General features: G+C 71.5%; 20 protein-coding genes. 15 read left to right on the top strand and 5 right to left on the bottom strand.

Going from position 1 to position 19,997, the window contains the following annotated elements:
- Positions 1 to 137: 137 nt before the first annotated feature.
- The 8 genes from ACGFU6_RS08625 to ACGFU6_RS08660 all read left to right on the top strand — a co-directional run bounded on the left by ACGFU6_RS08625 (position 138) and on the right by ACGFU6_RS08660 (position 5,716).
- Positions 138 to 938, top strand: a complete 801-nt coding sequence (locus ACGFU6_RS08625; RefSeq protein ID WP_393609091.1) for a helix-turn-helix domain-containing protein — start codon at positions 138 to 140, stop codon at positions 936 to 938.
- Between the two features lie 133 nt (positions 939 to 1,071).
- The gene (gene rimO / locus ACGFU6_RS08630; RefSeq protein WP_393609092.1) at positions 1,072 to 2,550 is read left to right on the top strand and encodes a 30S ribosomal protein S12 methylthiotransferase RimO; all 1,479 of its coding nucleotides are present in this window, start codon (positions 1,072 to 1,074) and stop codon (positions 2,548 to 2,550) included.
- Positions 2,547 to 3,299 carry a CDP-diacylglycerol--glycerol-3-phosphate 3-phosphatidyltransferase gene (gene pgsA, locus ACGFU6_RS08635; RefSeq protein WP_393609094.1) on the top strand — a complete coding sequence of 251 codons (753 nt, stop codon included), beginning with the start codon at positions 2,547 to 2,549 and terminating at the stop codon, positions 3,297 to 3,299. The genes rimO and pgsA overlap by 4 nt, the downstream gene beginning before the upstream one ends.
- Positions 3,296 to 3,805, top strand: coding sequence for a CinA family protein (locus tag ACGFU6_RS08640; protein WP_393609096.1), 510 nt, complete (start codon positions 3,296 to 3,298; stop codon positions 3,803 to 3,805). The genes pgsA and ACGFU6_RS08640 overlap by 4 nt, the downstream gene beginning before the upstream one ends.
- A 109-nt stretch (positions 3,806 to 3,914) precedes the next feature.
- A complete protein-coding gene (locus tag ACGFU6_RS08645; RefSeq protein WP_024492760.1) occupies positions 3,915 to 4,298 on the top strand; it encodes a helix-turn-helix domain-containing protein in 384 nt (127 codons plus the stop codon).
- A gap of 210 nt (positions 4,299 to 4,508) precedes the next feature.
- The gene (locus ACGFU6_RS08650) at positions 4,509 to 4,979 is read left to right on the top strand and encodes a Dps family protein (protein WP_393609097.1); all 471 of its coding nucleotides are present in this window, start codon (positions 4,509 to 4,511) and stop codon (positions 4,977 to 4,979) included.
- A 50-nt stretch (positions 4,980 to 5,029) separates the two neighbouring features.
- The gene (locus ACGFU6_RS08655) at positions 5,030 to 5,224 is read left to right on the top strand and encodes a CsbD family protein (RefSeq protein ID WP_393609099.1); all 195 of its coding nucleotides are present in this window, start codon (positions 5,030 to 5,032) and stop codon (positions 5,222 to 5,224) included.
- 192 nt (positions 5,225 to 5,416) lie between these two features.
- On the top strand, positions 5,417 to 5,716 hold the full coding sequence (locus ACGFU6_RS08660) for a hypothetical protein (protein ID WP_393609100.1): 300 nt from the start codon (positions 5,417 to 5,419) through the stop codon (positions 5,714 to 5,716).
- Here ACGFU6_RS08660 and ACGFU6_RS08665 read toward each other — a convergent pair.
- From ACGFU6_RS08665 to ACGFU6_RS08675, 3 genes are all read right to left on the bottom strand, one after another.
- Entirely contained in the window at positions 5,664 to 6,428 is a 765-nt protein-coding gene (locus ACGFU6_RS08665; RefSeq protein ID WP_393609102.1) for an SDR family NAD(P)-dependent oxidoreductase, read from the bottom strand. The genes ACGFU6_RS08660 and ACGFU6_RS08665 overlap by 53 nt on opposite strands.
- A gap of 36 nt (positions 6,429 to 6,464) precedes the next feature.
- The gene (locus ACGFU6_RS08670; RefSeq protein WP_393609104.1) at positions 6,465 to 7,292 is read right to left on the bottom strand and encodes a DNA-formamidopyrimidine glycosylase family protein; all 828 of its coding nucleotides are present in this window, start codon (positions 7,290 to 7,292) and stop codon (positions 6,465 to 6,467) included.
- 127 nt (positions 7,293 to 7,419) lie between these two features.
- Complete coding sequence (locus ACGFU6_RS08675; RefSeq protein ID WP_393609105.1) at positions 7,420 to 12,090, bottom strand: DEAD/DEAH box helicase; 4,671 nt, start codon at positions 12,088 to 12,090, stop codon at positions 7,420 to 7,422.
- A 55-nt stretch (positions 12,091 to 12,145) separates the two neighbouring features.
- On the opposite strand from ACGFU6_RS08675, the gene ACGFU6_RS08680 reads away from it, so the two are divergent.
- Genes ACGFU6_RS08680 through ACGFU6_RS08690 form a run of 3 tightly spaced genes read left to right on the top strand, consistent with a single transcriptional unit; the run spans position 12,146 to position 14,137 of the window.
- Positions 12,146 to 13,009, top strand: a complete 864-nt coding sequence (locus ACGFU6_RS08680; protein WP_393609107.1) for an AraC family ligand binding domain-containing protein — start codon at positions 12,146 to 12,148, stop codon at positions 13,007 to 13,009.
- Positions 13,010 to 13,019: 10 nt separating this feature from the next.
- The gene (locus tag ACGFU6_RS08685) at positions 13,020 to 13,835 is read left to right on the top strand and encodes an AzlC family ABC transporter permease (RefSeq protein ID WP_393609109.1); all 816 of its coding nucleotides are present in this window, start codon (positions 13,020 to 13,022) and stop codon (positions 13,833 to 13,835) included.
- The gene (locus ACGFU6_RS08690) at positions 13,832 to 14,137 is read left to right on the top strand and encodes an AzlD domain-containing protein (RefSeq protein WP_393609111.1); all 306 of its coding nucleotides are present in this window, start codon (positions 13,832 to 13,834) and stop codon (positions 14,135 to 14,137) included. The genes ACGFU6_RS08685 and ACGFU6_RS08690 overlap by 4 nt, the downstream gene beginning before the upstream one ends.
- Positions 14,138 to 14,161: 24 nt before the next feature.
- Here ACGFU6_RS08690 and ACGFU6_RS08695 read toward each other — a convergent pair whose 3' ends face one another.
- Positions 14,162 to 15,076 carry a hypothetical protein gene (locus tag ACGFU6_RS08695; protein WP_393609113.1) on the bottom strand — a complete coding sequence of 305 codons (915 nt, stop codon included), beginning with the start codon at positions 15,074 to 15,076 and terminating at the stop codon, positions 14,162 to 14,164.
- Between the two features lie 79 nt (positions 15,077 to 15,155).
- Here ACGFU6_RS08695 and ACGFU6_RS08700 point away from each other — a divergent pair, with 79 nt between their 5' ends.
- From ACGFU6_RS08700 to recX, 4 genes are all read left to right on the top strand, one after another.
- Positions 15,156 to 15,350: a DUF3046 domain-containing protein gene (locus tag ACGFU6_RS08700; protein ID WP_123526908.1), complete on the top strand. Its 195-nt coding sequence runs from the start codon at positions 15,156 to 15,158 to the stop codon at positions 15,348 to 15,350.
- A 184-nt stretch (positions 15,351 to 15,534) separates the two neighbouring features.
- Positions 15,535 to 16,740, top strand: coding sequence for an AI-2E family transporter (locus ACGFU6_RS08705; protein ID WP_393609731.1), 1,206 nt, complete (start codon positions 15,535 to 15,537; stop codon positions 16,738 to 16,740).
- Positions 16,741 to 17,055: 315 nt separating this feature from the next.
- A complete protein-coding gene (gene recA / locus ACGFU6_RS08710; RefSeq protein WP_393609114.1) occupies positions 17,056 to 18,186 on the top strand; it encodes a recombinase RecA in 1,131 nt (376 codons plus the stop codon).
- A 3-nt stretch (positions 18,187 to 18,189) separates the two neighbouring features.
- Positions 18,190 to 18,939: a recombination regulator RecX gene (gene recX, locus ACGFU6_RS08715; protein ID WP_393609116.1), complete on the top strand. Its 750-nt coding sequence runs from the start codon at positions 18,190 to 18,192 to the stop codon at positions 18,937 to 18,939.
- Positions 18,940 to 19,013: 74 nt separating this feature from the next.
- Here recX and ACGFU6_RS08720 read toward each other — a convergent pair whose 3' ends face one another.
- Positions 19,014 to 19,682 carry a hypothetical protein gene (locus ACGFU6_RS08720; RefSeq protein ID WP_393609117.1) on the bottom strand — a complete coding sequence of 223 codons (669 nt, stop codon included), beginning with the start codon at positions 19,680 to 19,682 and terminating at the stop codon, positions 19,014 to 19,016.
- Positions 19,683 to 19,997: the final 315 nt, after the last annotated feature.

The following is a 19,997-nucleotide window of genomic DNA, read 5'->3' on the forward strand; positions in this document are numbered from 1 at the left end:
TCCGCGGGGCTGTCCGGCGAATCAGGCTCTGTTCGAATCTGATGGCGTACAAAGTGCTCCCTCCCGGTTGCCCCACCCTTTCTCACCCCCCCTAGACTGAACATCCAGCAGGTGGCTCACGCTCGAAAGGCGCCCCCGTGTCCATCGGCAACTCCCCCGAAGACGACCGGCCTTCGATCGGTCGAGTGCTCCAGCAGGCTCGTATCGCCGCAGGTCTCACGGTCGAAGAGGTCAGCACGTCCACCCGGGTGCGCATCCCCATCGTGCACGCGATCGAGGACGACGACTTCTCCCGCTGCGGCGGTGACGTGTATGCGCGCGGCCACATCCGTACGCTGGCACGTGCCGTCGCCATCGATCCGGAACCGCTGGTCTCGCAGTACGACGGCGAGCACGGCGGCCGTCCCTCGCCCACGCCGGCGGCTCCGCTGTTCGAGGCCGAGCGGATCCGTTCCGAACCCCGGCGGCCCAACTGGACCGCCGCCATGGTCGCGGCGATCGTCGCCGTGGTCGGGTTCGTCGGCTTCACGTTCTTCAAGGGCGGCGACGACTCCCCGACGGCCGGCCAGGTCGCCGAGGGCCCGACGTCGGCCAAGACCAGCCCCAAACCGGCGAGCAGCAAGCCCGCCGACCCCAAGCCGGCCCCGTCCGACAGCGCCATCGCCGCGGCGCCGCAGGACAAGGTGACGGTCAGGCTCAGCGCCACTCAGGGCAAGAGCTGGATCTCCGCCAAGGACCACAACGGCCGGCTGCTCTTCGACGGGCTGCTCCAGCAGGGCCAGTCGAAGACGTTCCAGGACAAGGAGCGGGTCGACCTCGTCCTCGGTGACGCCGGGTCGGTCGAGCTCTTCGTCAACGGCAAGAAGGTCGAGGACCAGTTCCAGCCCGGTCAGGTGGAGCGGCTCTCGTACACCAAGGGTGACCCCGAGGTCGGCTGACCTCGCTGCTCCACGGTGCACGCCCTGCGGCGAGCGCCCGGCCATCACGCCGGGTGCTCGCCGCTTTGTCACTCCCTGTAACCGTGGAACCTGCACGCGGGGGCCAGTGCCGGGACAAAGTAGTCTTGAGCCCATGCCCGAACGCCGTACCGTCGCCCTTGTCACTCTTGGCTGCGCCCGTAACGAGGTGGACTCGGAGGAGCTCGCAGGCCGCTTGGCAGCGGACGGCTGGGAGCTCGTCGAGGATGCCTCCGATGCCGATGTCGCCGTGGTCAACACCTGTGGATTCGTCGAGGCCGCCAAGAAGGACTCCGTCGATGCCCTGCTCGAAGCCAATGATCTGAAGGACCACGGCCGAACCCAGGCCGTCGTCGCCGTCGGCTGCATGGCCGAGCGCTACGGCAAGGACCTCGCCGAGGCCCTGCCGGAAGCGGACGGAGTCCTCGGATTCGACGACTACGCAGACATCTCGGACCGCCTCCAGACCATCCTCAACGGCGGAATCCACGCCTCGCACACCCCGCGCGACCGCCGCAAGCTGCTCCCGATCAGCCCGGCCGAGCGCCAGGACGCCACCGTGGCCCTGCCCGGCCACGCCCAGGAGGCCGTACCGGCCCCCGCCGACCTCCCGGAGGGCGTCGCCCCCGTCTCCGGCCCCAGGGCACCCCTGCGCCGCCGACTGGGCACCAGCCCCGTCGCCTCGGTGAAGCTGGCCTCCGGCTGCGACCGCCGCTGCTCCTTCTGCGCCATCCCGTCCTTCCGCGGCTCCTTCATCTCGCGCCGCCCCTCGGACGTCCTGGGTGAGACCAGGTGGCTGGCCGAGCAGGGCGTCAAGGAGGTCATGCTCGTCTCCGAGAACAACACCTCCTACGGCAAGGACCTCGGTGACATCCGGCTGCTGGAGACGCTGCTCCCGGAGCTCGCCGACGTCGACGGGATCGAGCGCATCCGGGTCAGCTACCTGCAGCCCGCCGAGATGCGGCCCGGCCTCATCGACGTACTGACCTCGACGCCGAAGGTCGCGCCCTACTTCGACCTCTCCTTCCAGCACTCGGCCCCCGGCGTGCTGCGCGCGATGCGCAGGTTCGGTGACACGGACAGCTTCCTGGAGCTGCTGGACACCATCCGGAGCAAGGCGCCGCAGGCCGGTGCCCGCTCCAACTTCATCGTCGGCTTCCCCGGCGAGACCGAGGCGGACCTGGCGGAGCTGGAACGGTTCCTCACCGGTGCGCGTCTCGACGCCATCGGCGTCTTCGGCTACTCCGACGAGGACGGCACCGAGGCGGTCGGATACGGCAACAAGCTGGACGCCGACACCATCGCGGAACGGCTGGCGCACATCTCGCAGCTGGCCGAGGAGCTGACCTCCCAGCGCGCCGAGGAGCGCGTCGGAGACACGCTCCAGGTGCTCGTCGAATCGGTCGAGGCGACCGAGGACGAGTCGCGTGCCGTGGGCCGCGCCGCCCACCAGGCTCCCGAAACGGACGGCCAGGTGCTCTTCACCGCACGCGAGGGACTCGTCCCGGGCCGTATGGTCGAGGCAAAGGCAGTGGGCACCGAGGGAGTCGACCTGGTGGCCGAATGCCGTGAGCTTGCGGAGGTGGCCAGATGACCGGAGCGCCGGCATCCGCGACAGGGGGCTCCGGCGCTACGCCGGTCCGCGGCGGGAAGCTGGGCACTGCGGCCGTCAACCAGGCCAGCCTGTGGAACATCGCCAACCTGCTCACCATGGCGAGGCTGGTGCTGGTCCCAGGCTTCGTCATGCTGCTGCTCCACAACGGCGGATACGACCCTGCGTGGCGCTCCTTCGCCTGGGCGGCCTTCGCCATCGCGATGATCACCGACCTGTTCGACGGGCATCTGGCTCGCACCTACAACCTGGTCACCGACTTCGGGAAGATCGCCGACCCGATCGCCGACAAGGCGATCATGGGCGCCGCGCTGATCTGCCTGTCGTACCTGGGCGATCTGCCCTGGTGGGTCACGGGCGTGATCCTCTTCCGCGAGCTCGGCATCACCGTGCTGCGGTTCTGGGTGATCCGGCACGGGGTGATCCCGGCCAGCCGCGGCGGGAAGATGAAGACGCTGTCGCAGGGCATCGCCGTCGGGATGTACGTCCTGGCGCTCACCGGACCGCTGGCGACGCTGCGGTTCTGGGTGATGGCGGTGGCTGTCGTGCTGACGGTCGTCACCGGTCTGGACTACGTGCGCCAGGCCATCGTGCTGCGCCGCCAGGGGCTCGCGGCGGAGCGGTCGGCCGCGGCGCAGGAGGCCGTCGAGGCGGCTGCGGAGGCGCCCGGGGGCGCGGACAGGGTCTCCGGAGCCCCGGGGACCCGTGGAGCGGCGGAGGCCGAGCGGTGACAGTCGCGGCCCGGGTGCTGCGACTGCTCGTCGAGCGGGGGGAGACCCTGGCAGTGGCGGAGTCCCTGACCGGCGGCCTGGTGGCCGCCGAGTTGACGTCCGTACCCGGTGCCTCGCACTCCTTCCGCGGGTCGGTGACGGCCTATGCGACCCCCCTCAAGAGTGAAGTCCTGGGTGTGGATCCGGCCCTTCTCGCGTCGCGCGGCGCGGTGGACCCCGAGGTGGCCCGCCAGATGGCCGCAGGCGTACGCCGGGCCCTCGGATCCGACTGGGGGCTGGCCACGACCGGAGTAGCCGGCCCCGAGCCGCAGGACGGCCGGCCGGTGGGAACGGTCTTCGTCGCAGCCTGTGGGCCTGATGGTGAGGCGAAAGTGGCCACACTGCGGTTGAACGGCGGACGAGCGGACATCCGTAATGAGAGCGTACGGAGCGTGCTCGATCTGCTCTGCGGCGAACTCTGCGGGTACGCGAGCGCACAGCATACGGAACAGATCGGGGGGAATTGATGTTTGCAGCCCTGAGTGAACACGACATCGCTCCCCGCACGGCCGCGGCGCTAGGCGGTACGGTGGGGCGTGAAGGATGCGGCTACGCGGTCCGAGGAGGGAGCCACCGATGATTCTGCTCCGTCGCCTGCTTGGTGACGTGCTGCGTCGGCAGCGCCAGCGCCAAGGCCGTACTCTGCGCGAAGTCTCCTCGTCCGCCCGAGTTTCGCTCGGCTATCTCTCCGAGGTGGAGCGGGGGCAGAAGGAGGCATCCTCCGAACTGCTCTCCGCCATTTGCGACGCGCTTGACGTACGGATGTCCGAGCTCATGCGTGAAGTGAGCGATGATCTGTCGCTGGCTGAACTGGCCGAGTCGGCAGCAGCCGGCGACCCGGTACCCGTACCGGTGCGCCCCAGGCTCAATTCCGTCTCTGTTTCTTCGGTGGCGGGTGTGCCGACGGGACGGGTGACCATCAAGGCGCCTGCGGAAGCGGTGGATGTCGTCGCCGCCTGACCCGCTCGGTTCGGTCTGAAACCGGAGCCCCGGTCCGCCCCTCGGGGGGAGGCCCGGGGCTTCTGCGTGTGTTGTCCGCGTAATGGCGGGCAGGCGGTCTGTGTGAGACCGGGGAACGATCTCGACCAGAGACTCCCCGGATGACCGTTTTGCTTCGTTTGTGCCATCGTGGGTGGTGCTGAACGGAACGGATACAGATCGGAGACGTGCATGTCTGTGGTGAAGAGCCCGCTGTCCGAGGCCGACCTCAAGTCTGTCGGCGGTGCGCTCCAGGGCGCCCTGGTGGATCTCGTCGACCTCTCGCTGGTCGCGAAGCAGGTCCACTGGAACGTGGTGGGGCCACGCTTCAGGTCCGTGCACCTTCAGCTCGACGAAGTCGTCGACACCGCCCGCCAGCACTCCGACACGGTGGCCGAACGGGCCTCCGCGCTCGGCGTCAATCCGGACGGGCGGTCGGGGACGATCGCCAGGACCACGGCCATCGACTCCGTGCCCGAGGGCTGGGTCAAGGACGTGGACGCGGTACGGACGCTGGTCGACGCCCTCGGTGTGGTGATCGGCCGGATGCGGGAGCGGATCGAGGTGACCGGCGACCCGGATCCGGTCAGCCAGGACATTCTGATCACGCTGACCGCTGATCTCGAGAAGCACGCGTGGATGTTCCAGGCCGAGAGCGCCTGAGCCCGCCCCCTGCCCCCCATCCGAGTTTCCCCTTCATTCGAGGAGTCACCATGACCGACGGAAGCCAGAAGGACAAGATCACCGGCAAGGCCAAGGAGGCCATGGGCAAGATGACCGGTGACCGCCGCAAGGAGGCCGAAGGCAAGGCGGACCAGGCGAAGGGCAAGACCAAGGACGCCATGGGCGGCGCCAAGGAGCGTGCCGAGGGCGTCAAGGACTCCCTGACCGACGACGACAAGAGCTGAGTCCCGGACGCGGAGCCCCCACCGGAAACGGTGGGGGCTCCGCTCTGGATGCGGCCCCGGCGGAGCCGGGTGAGACTGCGAGGGTGTGCGACTGCGCCGTGCGCGCCGGTACTGCACCGGTGCGCTCTCCCGTTGGGTGATCAGACCGGACATATTGCCGGGAGGTACTGGGCTCGGCCGGAGGAGGCAGCCATGGTACGGCGATGGGTACCGGCGCTCGTTCTCAGCGGTGTGTGGTGGTGGGCCGTGCTGCGGCTGCTGCTGGAGCCGGCGCACGCCGGAGTGGTCGAGGGAGCGGTGGCGGCGGGCGGCTGGGGGCTGAGTCTCCTGCCGGTGCACGTGGCCGCGACCGCCAGGCCGATCGGCATATTCGACGCGGGAACCGGCCTGCTGCGACGGTGCGCCGCGGGGGTGCGGTCCTGGTGGGCCGGCGCGGTGGCTACCAGGGCATGGCGACGCCGCCGTTCGGGCGGAGGATCTGACCCGTCATGAAGGCCGACGCGTCGGACGCCAGATGCAGCACCGTGTGCGCCACGTCCATGGGCTCGCCGACCCGGCCCAGCGGCGAGATCCGGACCATGGTGGCCTCCGCGCGCCGCTGCTGCTCCGCGTCGTGGCGGGCGGTCATGGGAGTGCGGACCCAGCCCGGCGCGACGGCGTTGACCCGAATGGCGTGCGGCCCCAGTTCGGTCGCCAGGGTCTTGGTCAGCTGGACCACCGCCGCCTTGGCCGTGCTGTAGCAGAGCAGTCCGGGGCTCGCGGAGTCGACCGCACCCGAGGCCATGGTGATCAGCGACCCGGGGGCCCCGCGCGCGAGCATGGTGCGGGCCACTTCCTGGCAGGCGTACAGGACGCCCTTGAAGTTGACCGAGAGCACCCGGTCGAGGTCCTCGTCGGCGGTCTCCAGGACGCTGCTCGTGTGCATGATCCCGGCGACGGCGGCCAGGATGTCGAGATCCCCGGCGGCCGCGACGGCGGCCCGGACCTGATCGCGGTCGGTGACATCCAGCGGGTGCGTGTGGGCTTCGCCACCTGCCGCGTTGATCAGCTCCAGGGTCTCCCGCAGGCCCTTGGCCTCGAGATCCGCGCAGTGGACGGCTGCACCCGCCTCCGCGAGCAGAACGGCGCAGGCGCGGCCGATGCCGCCCGCCGCGCCGGTGACGAACGCGGATCGGCCGGTGAGGTCGTACGCGGCAAGGGACATGACCGGACCGTACGACTGAATCTGACGGCCCGTCAACTATGGGGTGGGGCCGGATTGACAGCGTGGACACCAGTAGGCGGGGCGGGCGTCCTGCTCCGCCGTACGGATGGGCGTTCCGCAGCGCAGGCAGGGGCGGTGGGTCCTGCCGTAGACCCAGAGGTTCTCGCCCGTGCGGCCGGTGCGGAACGGCTGCCCCGTGGTGGTGCGGGGGCGTGCGCCGGTGGTGGTGATCCGGACCGGGCGGGCGCGGTTGGCTTCGAGGAGCTGGTGGGCGGTGCTCACCAGGAGCGCGGCCGTGGCGGCGGGCAGATCGCCGATGGGGAGCCAGGGGGTGGCACGGGCCAGGAAGCACAGCTCGGTCTTGTAGATGTTGCCGATGCCGGCCAGGTTGCGCTGGTCCAGGAGAGCCTCGCCGAGCGGCCGGGCGGGGTCGGCCAGGAGATTGCGCAGCGCCTTTGCGGCGTCCCAGTCGGGGCCCAGGAGGTCGGGGCCGAGATGGCCCACCGCCTGCTCCTCGTCGGCGGTGCGCAGGAGTTCCAGGACCGGGAGGCGGTAGCCGATGGCCGTGTGGGCGGTGTTGGCGAGGACGGCGCGGATCTGGTGTGCGGGGCCGCCGCGCCAGCGTTCGCCGGGGCCGTAGATCCGCCAGGCGCCGTCCATCCGCAGGTGGCTGTGGAGGGTGAGACCGCCCTCGAAACGGGTCAGCAGATGCTTGCCGCGTGAGAGGGCGCCGAGCACGGTCCGGCCGGTGAGGTCGGCGGTGGCGAACCGGGGGACGCGGAGGTCGGACCTGGTGAGGACCTGACCGGCGAGCGCCTGGTGCAGACGCCTGGCGGTCTGCAGGACGGTGTCTCCTTCGGGCATGCCTCCATGATGCGCGGGATTCGCGGCAGTGGGCGGGATGGGAAGGTCCGTGGTGTGCGCGGTGGGTGTGGGCTTTCGTGGGAGCGGGAGCGGGAGACGGTGGTCGGGCTCGGGCTCGGAGGCCGGCTCAGGCGCGTAGGCGCAGGCCTCTCGGGGTGGCGAGGAAGCCGGCCGACTCCAGTGTGCGGCCCAGCGGCGAGGTCAGTGCCGAGGCGCCGTTGGTGCGCTCCACCGTCACCGTGCCGAGTGCCCCGGCGCGGGCGGCCTCGGCCAGAGCGGCGGCGGCCGCCCGCAGCGCGGGGTCCTCCGGATCGGTCGGCCAGGCCAGCAGCGTCTTCCCGCCGCGCTCCATGTACAGCGTCAGCTCGCCGTCGACCAGGACCACGAGGGAGCCCGCCTTTCGGCCGGGTTTGTGCCCGGCCCCGTCCGGTGGCTCGGGCCAGGGCAGCGCCGCTCCATAAGCATTGGCCGGATCGGCCGCCGCGAGGACCAGGGCGGTGGGAGCCAGGCCCGGTTCCTTGCGGTCGCGGGCGGTGGAGGCCGCGCGGAGGCGGTCGACCGCGCCGTCCATCGCGAACTGTGCGGCCCCCAGCCCCTCCACGACGTAACCTCGGCGCGCCTGCCCGTTGTCCTCGAAGACCGACAGCACGCGGTACGCGGCGGAGAAACCGCCCTCGACGCCCTCGGCCTGGACCGCGCCGCGCGTCACCACACCGTGCCGGTCCAGCAGGGTGCGGGCCAGTGCGTGGGCCCGGTGCGTGGGTTCGGGTTCGACGGCGGGCAGCAGCGACCAGCGGCCCGAGACCGTGGGCGGGCCGTTGCGGGAGGTTGGACGGGCCGAGGCCGTCAGCGAGCCGTAACGGCCGCGCGGCACGTTCCTCCGGGCGCGGTGCGCGGTCGATCCGGCGGTGCGGCCCGAGCCCAGCAGGGAGCGCAGCGGTGCGAGGGTGTCGTTGGTGAGCCGGCCCGACCAGGTGAGGTCCCAGAGGGCGTCCGCGAGCTGCGGATCGGTGCAGTCCGGGTGCGTGGTGGCCCGGACCTGATCGGCGATCTGGCGGAAGAAGAGCCCATATCCGCCGTTGAGGGTGGTGAGTACGGATTCGTGCAGCGCGCTGAGTTCGAGCGGACGCGGGGGAGCCAGCAGCAGGGGGGCGCTGTCGGCCGGATACAGGGAGAGCCAGCCGTCCTTGCCGGGGAGGGCGCCCGCACCGGCCCAGACGACCTCGCCGGTGGTGGTGAGTTCGTCCAGCAGCGCGGGGGAGTAGCCGGAGACGCGGCCGGGCAGCACCAGCTTCTCCAGGGCCGACGCGGGCACCGGAGCACCCTGCAACTGCTCGATGGCGCGGGCCAGTCCGTCGATTCCGCGCAGGCTGTTGCTGCCGAGGTGCTGCCACTGGGGCAGGAAGCCCGCCAGGGCGGCGGGCGGGACCGGCTCCAGCTCATGCCGGAGCGCGGCGAGCGAGCGGCGCCGCAGCCGGCGCAGCACCGTGGCGTCGCACCACTCCTGGCCGATGCCGGCGGGGTGGAACTCCCCCTGGACGATCCGGCCGGAGGCAGCCAGGCGCTGCAGCGCGCCGTCGGTGACCGCCGTGCCGAGACCGAAGCGGGCGGCCGCAGCGGTGGAGGTGAACGGGCCGTGCGTACGGGCGTAGCGGGCGAGGAGGTCGCCGAGGGGGTCCTTCACCGGTTCGGTGAACGCCTCGGGGACGCCGACGGGGAGGGCCGTGCCCAGCGCGTCGCGCAGCCGGCCGGCGTCCTCGATCGCCGCCCAGTGCTCGTCACCGCCGATCCGGACCCGGATGGCCCGGCGGGCCGATGACAGCTCCCGCGCCCACGGCTCCTGCGCCCCGCGCTCGGCCAGCTCGGCTGCGGTGAGCGGGCCCAGGACCCTCAGCAGGTCGGCGACGCCCTCGATGTCCTTGATCCGGCGGTCCTCGGCCAGCCACTGGAGCTCCCGCTCCAGCTCGGTCAGGACGTCCGCGTCCAGCAGCTCGCGCAGCTCGGCCTGGCCCAGCAGCTCGGCCAGAAGGTGCGAGTCGAGGGAGAGCGCGGCCGCCCGCCGTTCGGCGAGGGGCGAGTCGCCCTCGTACAGGAACTGTGCGACGTAGCCGAACAGCAGCGAGCGCGCGAAGGGTGAGGGCTCCTGGGTCGTCACCTCGACCAGGCGGATCCGGCGTGCTTCCAGATCGCCCATCACTTCGGTGAGCCCGGGGACGTCGAAGACGTCCTGGAGGCATTCGCGGACCGCTTCCAGGACGATGGGGAACGAGCCGAACTCGGAGGCGACCTGGAGGAGCTGTGAGGCCCGCTGGCGCTGCTGCCACAGAGGGGTGCGCTTGCCGGGGCTGCGGCGGGGCAGCAGCAGTGCGCGGGCCGCGCACTCGCGGAACCGGGAGGCGAACAGGGCGGAACCGCCCACCTGGTCGGTGACGATCTGCCCGATCTCGCCCTGGTCGAAGGCGACGTCGGCGGCGCCGACCGGGGGCTGATCGCTGTCGAGGGCGAGGTTCGGCGGGGCGGCTGCCCCGCCGCCGGATTCGGGTGACCGGTCCTGGTCCACCGGATCGAAGTCCAGGAGATCCAGGCCCATCATGTCGGCGTCCGGCAGCCTGAGGACGATGCCGTCGTCGGCATGCATGACCTGGGCGTCCATCCCGTACCGCTCGGCGAGACGGGCGCTGAGCGCCAGCGCCCAGGGGGCGTGCACCTGGGCGCCGAAGGGTGAGTGCACCACGACGCGCCAGTCACCGAGCTCGTCCCGGAAGCGCTCGACGAGGATCGTCCGGTCGTCCGGCACATGACCGCAGGCCCGGCGCTGCTCGTCGATGTAGGCCAGCACGTTGTCCACGGCCCAGGTGTCCAGGCCGGCGGCCAGCAGTCTTTCCCGCGCGGCCCCGGGGGACAGCCCGCCGAGCTCGCGGAGGAAGGCGCCGAGGGCCCGGCCCAGCTCCAGCGGGCGGCCCAGCTGGTCGCCCTTCCAGAACGGCAGCCGTCCCGGAACGCCGGGCGCGGGCGAGACCAGGACCCGGTCGCGGGTGATGTCCTCGATCCGCCAGGACGTGGTGCCCAGCGTGAAGACGTCCCCGACCCGGGACTCGTAGACCATCTCCTCGTCCAGCTCACCGACCCGGCCGCCGCCCTTCTTCGGGTCGGCGCCCGCGAGGAAGACCCCGAAGAGCCCTCGGTCGGGGATGGTGCCACCGGAGGTGACGGCGAGCCGCTGGGCGCCCGGGCGGCCCGTGACCGTGCCGGCGACGCGGTCCCAGACCACGCGCGGGCGCAGTTCCGCGAAGGCGTCGGACGGATAGCGGCCGGCCAGCATGTCGAGCACGGAGGTGAACGCCGACTCGGGGAGCGAGGCGAAGGGTGCCGCCCGGCGGGTCACGGCCAGCAGGTCGTCCGCCTGCCAGCTGTCCAGAGCGACCATCGCGACCAGTTGCTGGGCCAGCACGTCCAGCGGATTGGACGGGATCCGCAGCGCTTCGATGGCCCCCTCGCGCATCCGCTCGGTGACCACCGCGGCCTGCACCAGGTCACCCCGGTACTTCGGGAAGACGACACCGGTGGACACCGCCCCCACCTGGTGTCCGGCCCGGCCCACCCGTTGCAGCCCGGAGGCGACCGACGGTGGTGACTCCACCTGGATCACCAGGTCGACCGCGCCCATGTCGATACCCAGCTCCAGGCTCGAGGTGGCGACCACCGCGGGCAGCCTGCCCGCTTTGAGGTCTTCCTCGACCTGGGCCCGCTGCTCCTTGGAGACGGAACCGTGGTGTGCCCGCGCGAGCAGGGCGGGCGCACCCTTCGCGGCACCCGACTCGGCCATGATCTCGGCAGGTGAGTGGGCATCGGGCATCGTCTCGCCGGTGGCCCGCTCGTACGCGATCTCATTGAGCCGGTTGCAGAGCCGCTCGGCCAGCCGGCGGGAGTTGGCGAACACGATGGTGGAGCGGTGTGCCTGGACGAGATCGGCGATCCGCTCCTCCACATGCGGCCAGATCGACGGCTTGTCCGCCTGGTCCGCGGTGTCCGGGCCGGCGGCGGGGGAGCCGCCGAGCTCGCCCAGATCCTCGACCGGCACGACCACCGACAGATCGAACTGCTTGGTGGAGACCGGCTGGACGATCTCCACCCTCCGCTGCGGGGAGAGGAACCGCGCCACTTCGTCGACCGGGCGGACCGTGGCGGACAGGCCGATCCGGCGGGCGGGCCGGGGCAGCAGCTCGTCGAGACGCTCGAGCGACAGGGCGAGATGGGCGCCACGCTTGGTGCCCGCGACGGCGTGCACCTCGTCCAGGATCACCGTCTCGATCCCGGCCAGTGCCTCCCGGGCCGACGAGGTCAGCATCAGGAACAGGGACTCGGGCGTCGTGATCAGGATGTCCGGCGGCCTGGTCGCCATCGAGCGGCGCTCGGCGGGCGGGGTGTCGCCCGAGCGGATCCCCACCCGCACCTCGGGCTCCGGCAGCCCGAGGCGCACCGACTCCTGGCGGATCCCGGTGAGCGGGGAGCGGAGGTTGCGCTCCACGTCGACCGCGAGGGCCTTGAGGGGTGATACGTACAGCACCCGGCAGCGCTTCTTCGCCTCGGCGGGCGGCGGGACCGCCGTCAGCTGGTCCAGGGCGGCGAGAAAGGCCGCCAGGGTCTTGCCCGATCCGGTCGGTGCGACGACCAGTACGTCCGACCCCTCACCGATCGCCCGCCAGGCGCCCTCCTGCGCGGCCGTCGGCGCGCTGAAGGCGCCGGTGAACCAGCTTCGGGTCGCGGCGGAGAAGGAATCGAGTGCGGAGCCGGTCATGCCCCCATCGTGCACCCCGCCACTGACAACGGCCGCGAGCTGCGAGAATTCGGGTATGGCGGCAACCGCGGGACCGGGGGAGTGGGCGAGGCACTGGCAGTACCCGGAACTGCCCGACCTCGACCTGCTGAGGGCCCGCTACGTCCGCCATACCTTCCCGCGCCACAGCCACGAGGGCTATGTCCTCGGTGCCGTCACCCAGGGTGTCGAGGACGTGGCGCTGCCCGGCGGCATCGTCCACGCGGGCCCCGGCTCCGTCGTGATGATCAACCCCGAGGTGCCGCACACCGCCACGGCCGGCGTTCCCGAGGGGTGGGTGTACGCCACGATCTACCCGTCCGCACAGGTGATCAACGACATCGCGGCCGAGACGACGAGCCTGCGGGGCACGGTCGGCTTCACGGAGACCGACGTGAGCGATCCGTACGCGGCCCGCCTCATCGGTGAGGTGCACCGCGCGGCGGAGGAGGGCAACGCACTCGCCGCGGACAGCGTTCTGCGGATCATGGTCACGCGCCTGCTCACCCGCCACGGCAGCGCCCTTCCCGCCCTCGAACCCAGGGCGGCGGGGGTGCGGGACGCCGAGCGGGCCCGCGCCGTACTGGAGAGCAGGATGGCCGGGCCGCCCACTCTGGAGGCCCTCGCCACCGAGCTGGGCACCAGCCCGTTCGCCCTGCTGAGAGCCTTCAGGAAGCAGTACGGGATGCCGCCGCACACCTGGCTCACCGACGCCCGGGTCCGCCGTGCGCGCCGGATGCTCGACGCGGGCACACCGCCCGCGGTGGCGGCCGCCGAGGTCGGCTTCACCGATCAGCCGCATCTCAACCGTCACTTCACCCGGATCGTTGGCGTGCCGCCCGGCGCCTACCAGCGCGAACGTGCAAGAACGTACAAGACCCATCCTGAATCGCGCGGGTAGCGTTCCGGACGTGGCAGAACAGACAACACCTCAGCGAGCCGGTGAGCCGGCCGGCGGCAGCGTGATCACCGCCGGTGCCAAGCCGGACGCGGCCGTCGTACGGGACGCGCTCGGCGTCGGAATAGCCGTCGGACTCTCCGGCTTCGCCTTCGGCGTCACCTCGGCCGGCTCCGGGCTGAGCCTGCTGCAGACCTGCGCGCTCAGCCTGCTGGTCTTCACCGGCGCCTCCCAGTTCGCCCTGGTCGGCGCCCTCGCCGCAGGCGGGAATCCGTACACCGCGGCAGCAGGCGCCTTCTTCCTCGGCGTGCGCAACTCGTTCTACGGCCTGCGGTTGTCGCAACTGCTGGCCCTTCCGCGCGCCGTGCGCCCCTTCGCCGCCCACTGGGTCATCGACGAGACGACGGCCGTGACGCTGCCCCAGCCCACCCGGCGGGCTGCCCGGATCGGCTTCACCGTCACCGGGCTCACGCTCTACGTGCTGTGGAACCTCACCACACTGGTCGGTGCGCTGGGCGCCGAGGCGCTCGGCGACACCGACGCCTGGGGGCTGGACGCGGCCAGCCCCGCAGTCTTCCTCGCCCTGCTCGCGCCGATGCTGAAGACCACGACGGAGCGCGTCACCGCGGGGCTCGCGGTCGTCCTTGCCCTCGGTCTGCTGCCGATGCTCCCCGCCGGGGTGCCGGTACTGGTGTCCGCGCTCGCGGCGCCCGTCGTCCTCTTTGTGAAGGGACGCGGCAAGGGGCCGGGCCCGCAACACCCCGAGCACCCCGAGAACGCGCCGAGCGCGAAGGGCCTGCGCACGACCACGCCGGAGGACGGCCGATGAACGTCTGGATCGCCATCGCACTGACAATCGTCGGCTGCTACCTCGCCAAACTCCTCGGCCTCCTGGTGCCCGCCGGAGCCCTGGAACGCCCCGTCGTGCAGCGCCTCGCCGCACTGCTGCCGGTGGCGCTCCTGGCCGCCCTGACCGCGCAGCAGACCTTCGGCGACGGACAGCATCTGGTGCTCGACGCCCGGGGCGCGGGTCTCGCCGCGGCGGCGCTCGCGCTCGTCCTGCGCGCCCCCTTCCTTGTGGTGGTGGGCGCCGCCGTGGCCGTCACCGCCGCAGTGCGCGCCCTCGGGTGAACGCGCGCGGCGGGCGGGCCCGGGTCAGCCCAGGTGCCGCCCGTGCGCGCGCAGCGTCTGCAACGCCCTGAGCGTCACCAGGGGCCGCCCCTCCAGTGCGGTCCCCGGCGCCCATTGCCGCCAGGTCACCGGCCAGCCGCCGTCCGCCTCCTGCCCGGCCGCGAGATGGTCCAGCGACAGTTCCATCTCCGCATCGGTGAACCACCGGCGGGCGAGCGACTCCGGGGCGCGGGCGTAGTCGTACGGGAAGTGCTGCTCGCCCGGTGCGTAACCGGCCGCCACCGGGTACTGCGCCCGCTGCTCCGGATCCAGCACGGCGAGCCGCTGGTCGCGCACCAGGCGCCCCAGCCGATCGGCCGCCGCCTCGGCCCGTGACCGGTCCGGGGCGCCGTCGAGAAAGGCGACGGCCGCCTCGATCTCGTACGGATGCGACACCTGAAGGGCGTCGACGGCGGCCCAGCAGAAGTCGGTGGCCCGGAACAGCCAGGCATGCCACACCGCGTTGCGGTGCAGCAGCCCGACAACGGGACCGGTGGCCAGCAGCTCGGCCGGCGGGTCGTCGACGATCGGAATGAAGGGCGCGGCCGGATAGCCGCGTTGCGAGGGGAGCAGGGCGGGCAGCGCCCCCTCCTTCGTGGACACGTCCGTAAGGAAGCGGCAGATCCGCTCCACCCGGATCCCGTTGCAGCGGCCGATGGAGTCGAGGACGCTCAGCGCGTGGGCCGTGTGCAGCGGCTGGCTGACGGGCCCGCGCAGATCGGGTTCGAGCGCGTGACCGTACCCGCCGTCCTCGTTGAGATAGGCGGCCAGCGCCGTTTCCACGGCGTCGGCGCTTCCGTTCAGGAAGTGATGGGCGAACCGCCGCTGTTCGAGGACACGGGCCGTGAGCCAGATGAACTGCTCGGCACGGTTGAGGGGATTTTCTCCGGTTCCAGCCATGGACCGACCGTAAGCCGGTACGAGCTCCCGGCAAGGGCAGGCGGCCCGGCTGCACTCTCAGGAGCGGGATACTGATGGCATGCGGTTGACGATTTTCTGGGAACGGATGGCTGACCACTTCGGCGAGGGCTACGCCGACTCCTTCGCGCGCGACCATGTGATGGCCGAGCTCGGCGGCCGCACGGTCCATGAGGCACTGGCCGCCGGCTGGGAGACCAAGGACGTCTGGCGCGGAGTCTGCACGGCTGTCGGCATCCCCGCGGACAAGCGCTGAGGCGCAGTTCAGCGCCCTCCTCCGGAGGCCGGTTGTCCGGGGTGCGCGCCGGGGTGTCGCAGCCGTAGGCGAGACTGGTTCCGTGGCACCGACAGACGAGACCGCTCAGACCCAGCCGCCCCTCACCCCGCCCGTCCCGCCGGTCGAGCCACCGGCCCCGCCGTCGGGTGCCGGGCCGGTCCGCATGCCTGCCTGGCTGCCGCGTGCGATGGTGCTGGCCCTGGCGCTCTACGCCTGCTTCCGGCTCGGCAGCTGGGCGTTCGACCAGCTCATCGGGCTGCTGATCAATGTGCTGATCGCCTTCTTCCTGGCGCTCGCCATCGAGCCCGCGGTGAGCCGCATGTCTGCCGCCGGTATGCGCCGGGGCCTCGCCACCTTCCTGGTCTTCCTCGCCGTCCTGATCGCGAGCGTCGGCTTCGTCGTGATGCTCGGCTCGATGCTCGCGGGGCAGATCGTCGACATGGTCGACGAGTTCCCCAAGTACCTCGACTCGGTGATCAACTGGGTCAACCAGACCTTCCACACGGAGCTCTCCCGGGTCGAGGTGCAGGACAGCCTGCTGCACTCCGACTGGTTGCAGAAGTACGTCCAGAACAGCGCGACCGGTGTGCTCGACGTGTCGACCACGGTGCTCGGCGGTCTGTTCCGGCTGCTGACGATCTTCCTGTTCTCCTTCTACTTCGCGGCCGACGGGCCCCGGCTGCGCCGAGGACTGTGCTCCGTCCTCCCGCCCTCCCGCCAGGCCGAGGTACTGCGGGCCTGGGAGATCGCGGTCGCCAAGACCGGCGGATACCTCTACTCGCGCGGCCTGATGGCGCTCATCTCCGGAATCGCGCACTACATCCTGCTGGCGGCACTCGGAGTGCCGTACGCTCCGGCGCTCGCGGTCTGGGTCGGGCTCGTGTCGCAGTTCATCCCCACGATCGGCACCTATCTGGCGGGTGCCCTGCCGATGCTGATCGCCTTCACCGTCGACCCCTGGTACGCCCTCTGGGTCCTCGGGTTCGTGGTGGTGTACCAGCAGTTCGAGAACTACGTGCTGCAGCCCAAGCTGACCGCCAGGACCGTGGACATCCACCCGGCGGTCGCCTTCGGCTCGGTGATCGCGGGCACGGCGCTGATGGGCGCCGTCGGCGCGCTGATCGCCATCCCGGCGGTGGCCACGCTGCAGGCCTTCCTCGGCGCCTACGTGAAGCGGTACGACGTCACGGACGACCCGAGGGTGCACGGTCGGCACCAGTGGCGGCTCGGCGAACCGCTGGCGGCGCGGCTGCGCCGCTTCCGGCATGCCCCGGAGAACGGCGGCGGGCAGGGGCCGGACGCGGGCGAAGGGCCGGAAGAGGGCGAGGGGCCGGACGCGGGCCAGGGGCGGGGGCGGCCGCGATCCTGAGGCCGGCCCGAGGGGGTGCGGGTACCGATTCCGGTCCGCTGCGCCCGTATAGCGGCGGCTTGGGTGCGATGCCTGATGTGCGGCATTGTTCCGCCATTGCCCGATGTCGCAGCGCTATCCTGAGGGCGAGTCGGTGTGGCGTGGCGCGCTTGACACCAAAATCGAACATCCGTTCTCATGTGATTCCGGCCGGCTTTTGCCGGGCTCGACCGTGGAGTTGTCCACAGGCCGGGAGGACGTCGAGGCCCATTGTCAGTGGCAGGGGTTAGCGTCTGAGACGTGAAGCGATCGACTCAAGTAAATCGGGTGGAACCCATGGCAGGAAACGACCGCGAGAAGGCGCTGGACGCCGCACTCGCACAGATCGAGCGGCAATTCGGCAAGGGCGCGGTAATGCGCCTCGGCGAGCGGCCGAACGAGCCCATCGAAGTGATCCCCACCGGCTCGACGGCACTGGACGTCGCGCTCGGCGTCGGCGGCCTGCCGCGCGGCCGTGTGGTGGAGGTGTACGGGCCGGAGTCCTCCGGTAAGACCACGCTGACGCTGCACGCCGTGGCGAACGCGCAGAAGCTCGGCGGCACGGTGGCCTTCATCGATGCCGAACACGCCCTCGACCCCGAGTACGCGAAGAAGCTCGGTGTCGACATCGACAACCTCATCCTGTCCCAGCCGGACAACGGTGAGCAGGCCCTCGAGATCGTGGACATGCTGATCCGCTCGGGCGCCCTCGACCTGATCGTCATCGACTCCGTGGCGGCCCTGGTGCCCCGTGCGGAGATCGAGGGCGAGATGGGTGACTCGCACGTGGGTCTGCAGGCCCGGCTGATGAGCCAGGCGCTCCGGAAGATCACCAGCGCGCTCAACCAGTCCAAGACCACCGCGATCTTCATCAACCAGCTCCGCGAGAAGATCGGCGTGATGTTCGGCTCGCCGGAGACCACCACCGGTGGCCGCGCGCTGAAGTTCTACGCCTCGGTGCGCCTCGACATCCGACGGATCGAGACGCTCAAGGACGGCACCGACGCCGTCGGTAACCGCACCCGTGTCAAGGTCGTCAAGAACAAGGTCGCGCCGCCGTTCAAGCAGGCCGAGTTCGACATCCTCTACGGCCAGGGCATCAGCCGCGAGGGCGGTCTGATCGACATGGGCGTGGACCACGGCTTCGTGCGCAAGGCCGGCGCCTGGTACACGTACGAGGGCGACCAGCTCGGCCAGGGCAAGGAGAACGCCCGTAACTTCCTCAAGGACAATCCCGATCTCGCCAACGAGATCGAGAAGAAGATCCTGGAGAAGCTGGGCGTCGGTGTGCGGCCCGACGCGGCCCCCGCCGAGCCCGGAGCGGACGCGGCCGGCGCTGCCGCGGCTCCGGCCGACGCTGCCGCCAAGCCGGTGACCGCCGCGGCCGGCAAGACCAAGCCGGCCAAGACGGCGGCGGCCAAGAGCTAGACCGTGACGCGTCGTACGGAGTGGCCGGGCACCGCCGCCGAGTCCGGCGAGGGCCCCGGCCCCGAATCCGCCGCCGGACACACCACCGGATCCGGGTCGGAATCCGATCTCCCTCACGAACCGGCAGCGGGGGCCGGCCGGGGCAGGGGATCGGGCTCGGGCTCCGGGTTCGGTGAAGGGGGCGGGCGCCGTTCCCGGTCCCGTTCCAGAAGCAGCGGCTCCCCCTCCTCGTCGAGGGCCGAGAAGGGGGAGCCGCGAGACCCGGTCGAGCAGGCGCGGGACGTCTGTCTGCGGCTGCTCACCGGGACTCCCCGCACCCGCAAGCAGCTCGCGGACGCCCTGCGCAAACGGGAGATCCCGGACGAGGCCGCAGAAGCGGTGCTGTCGCGCTTCGAGGATGTCGGGCTGATCAACGATGCCGCGTTCGCCGATGCCTGGGTGGAGTCCAGGCATCGCGGCCGGGGGCTCGCCCGTCGCGCCCTCGTCCGTGAGCTGCGGACCAAGGGTGTGGACACGACGGTCATCGACGAGGCCGTCGGCCGGCTCGACCCGGATCAGGAGGAGGCGACGGCGCGCGAACTCGTATCCCGCAAACTCCGCTCCACACGGGGGCTGGACCGGGACAAGCGGCTGCGCAGGCTTGCGGGCATGCTCGCCCGCAAGGGATACGGGGAGGGAATGGCCCTGCGCGTGGTGCGCAGGGCGCTCGAAGAAGAGGGCGAGGACACGGAAGGGCTGGACGAGCCCTTCTGAGCGGCCGGGCCGACCGGCCCACAGCTCACCGGCCCAGTGTTTCCGCCGGGCCCGCCCGGGGGCCGGGTTCCTCTTTACTGCCCGGCGCGGGCCGCGCGGCTGATGGTGGCGTCGATCAGTGCGACGGCGTCCGCGGCGGTGCGTCCGGGGTACCGGTTCCAGGGCCCGATCAGCCCGGTCCAGCCCTGCGAGCGGAGCTCGGTGATCAGCCAGGCGCCGGCCCGGTCGACGGTGGCCGCCGAACCGTAGCCGAGGCGGTGCGCGGTGAGCATGGCACCGCACACACAGCGGGCGCCTCTCGCGTTGCGCAGCCGGTACGGGGTGTTCTGCCAGCCCCACTCGGTAAGGATCTGCCGTGCGTGGGCGAGATGGGTGGAGGGCCGGACCTCGGGCTGTCCGATGCGGCGCCAGGAGTGGAGCCGGTCGGGCAGTACCGCACCGAGCCGCCCGGGGAGCGGACGCTCGCGCGGCGCGGCGGCGGGCAGGGCACGGACGGTGTCCGCGATCAGCTGATCGACCGGCACGGACAGCAGGTCGCGCCAGTCGGCCGGGGCCGGGCCTGACGCTGTGGCTGGAGCGGGCCGGCCCGGATCAGGCTCCGCCGGGGCGGGATGCCCGGGGTCGGGGGCCGTGCGGTCCCAGCCCGTGACGATCTGCCGCCACGCGTCCGTGTCATGGAGACGAGCGACCTGAACGTCGAGCTCGTCAGGGGTCAGGGCAGGGGGCAGAGCTGTGGTCGGCATCGGTGCGGGCTCCCCGTCGTAGCGGCCTTGTCGTTGAGCCGAATGTCCGTCCCGTACGGAGATCGCTCCACCGGAGCGAGGCCATCCGGGTGTGTCGCGACGCATTCGGGCCGAAGAGGCCCCGGGGCGCGGGCCGGAGCAGGTTCCCCGCTGCGGGGGAAAGCCCCCGCACCAAGACGGCGGGACGCTCCAGTGCGCCGGCATCCATGCACGGAGCAGTGTGTGACGCACGCCCAAACAGCACGACACGGTCTGGGAAGTGGACCCGGACACGGCCTGGTCAATGGGCCCGGAAACGACGGCGGCTTGGGCAAC

The sequence above is a fragment of the Streptomyces sp. NPDC048462 genome, assembly GCF_043200175.1.
Taxonomy (GTDB): Bacteria; Actinomycetota; Actinomycetes; order Streptomycetales; family Streptomycetaceae; genus Streptomyces.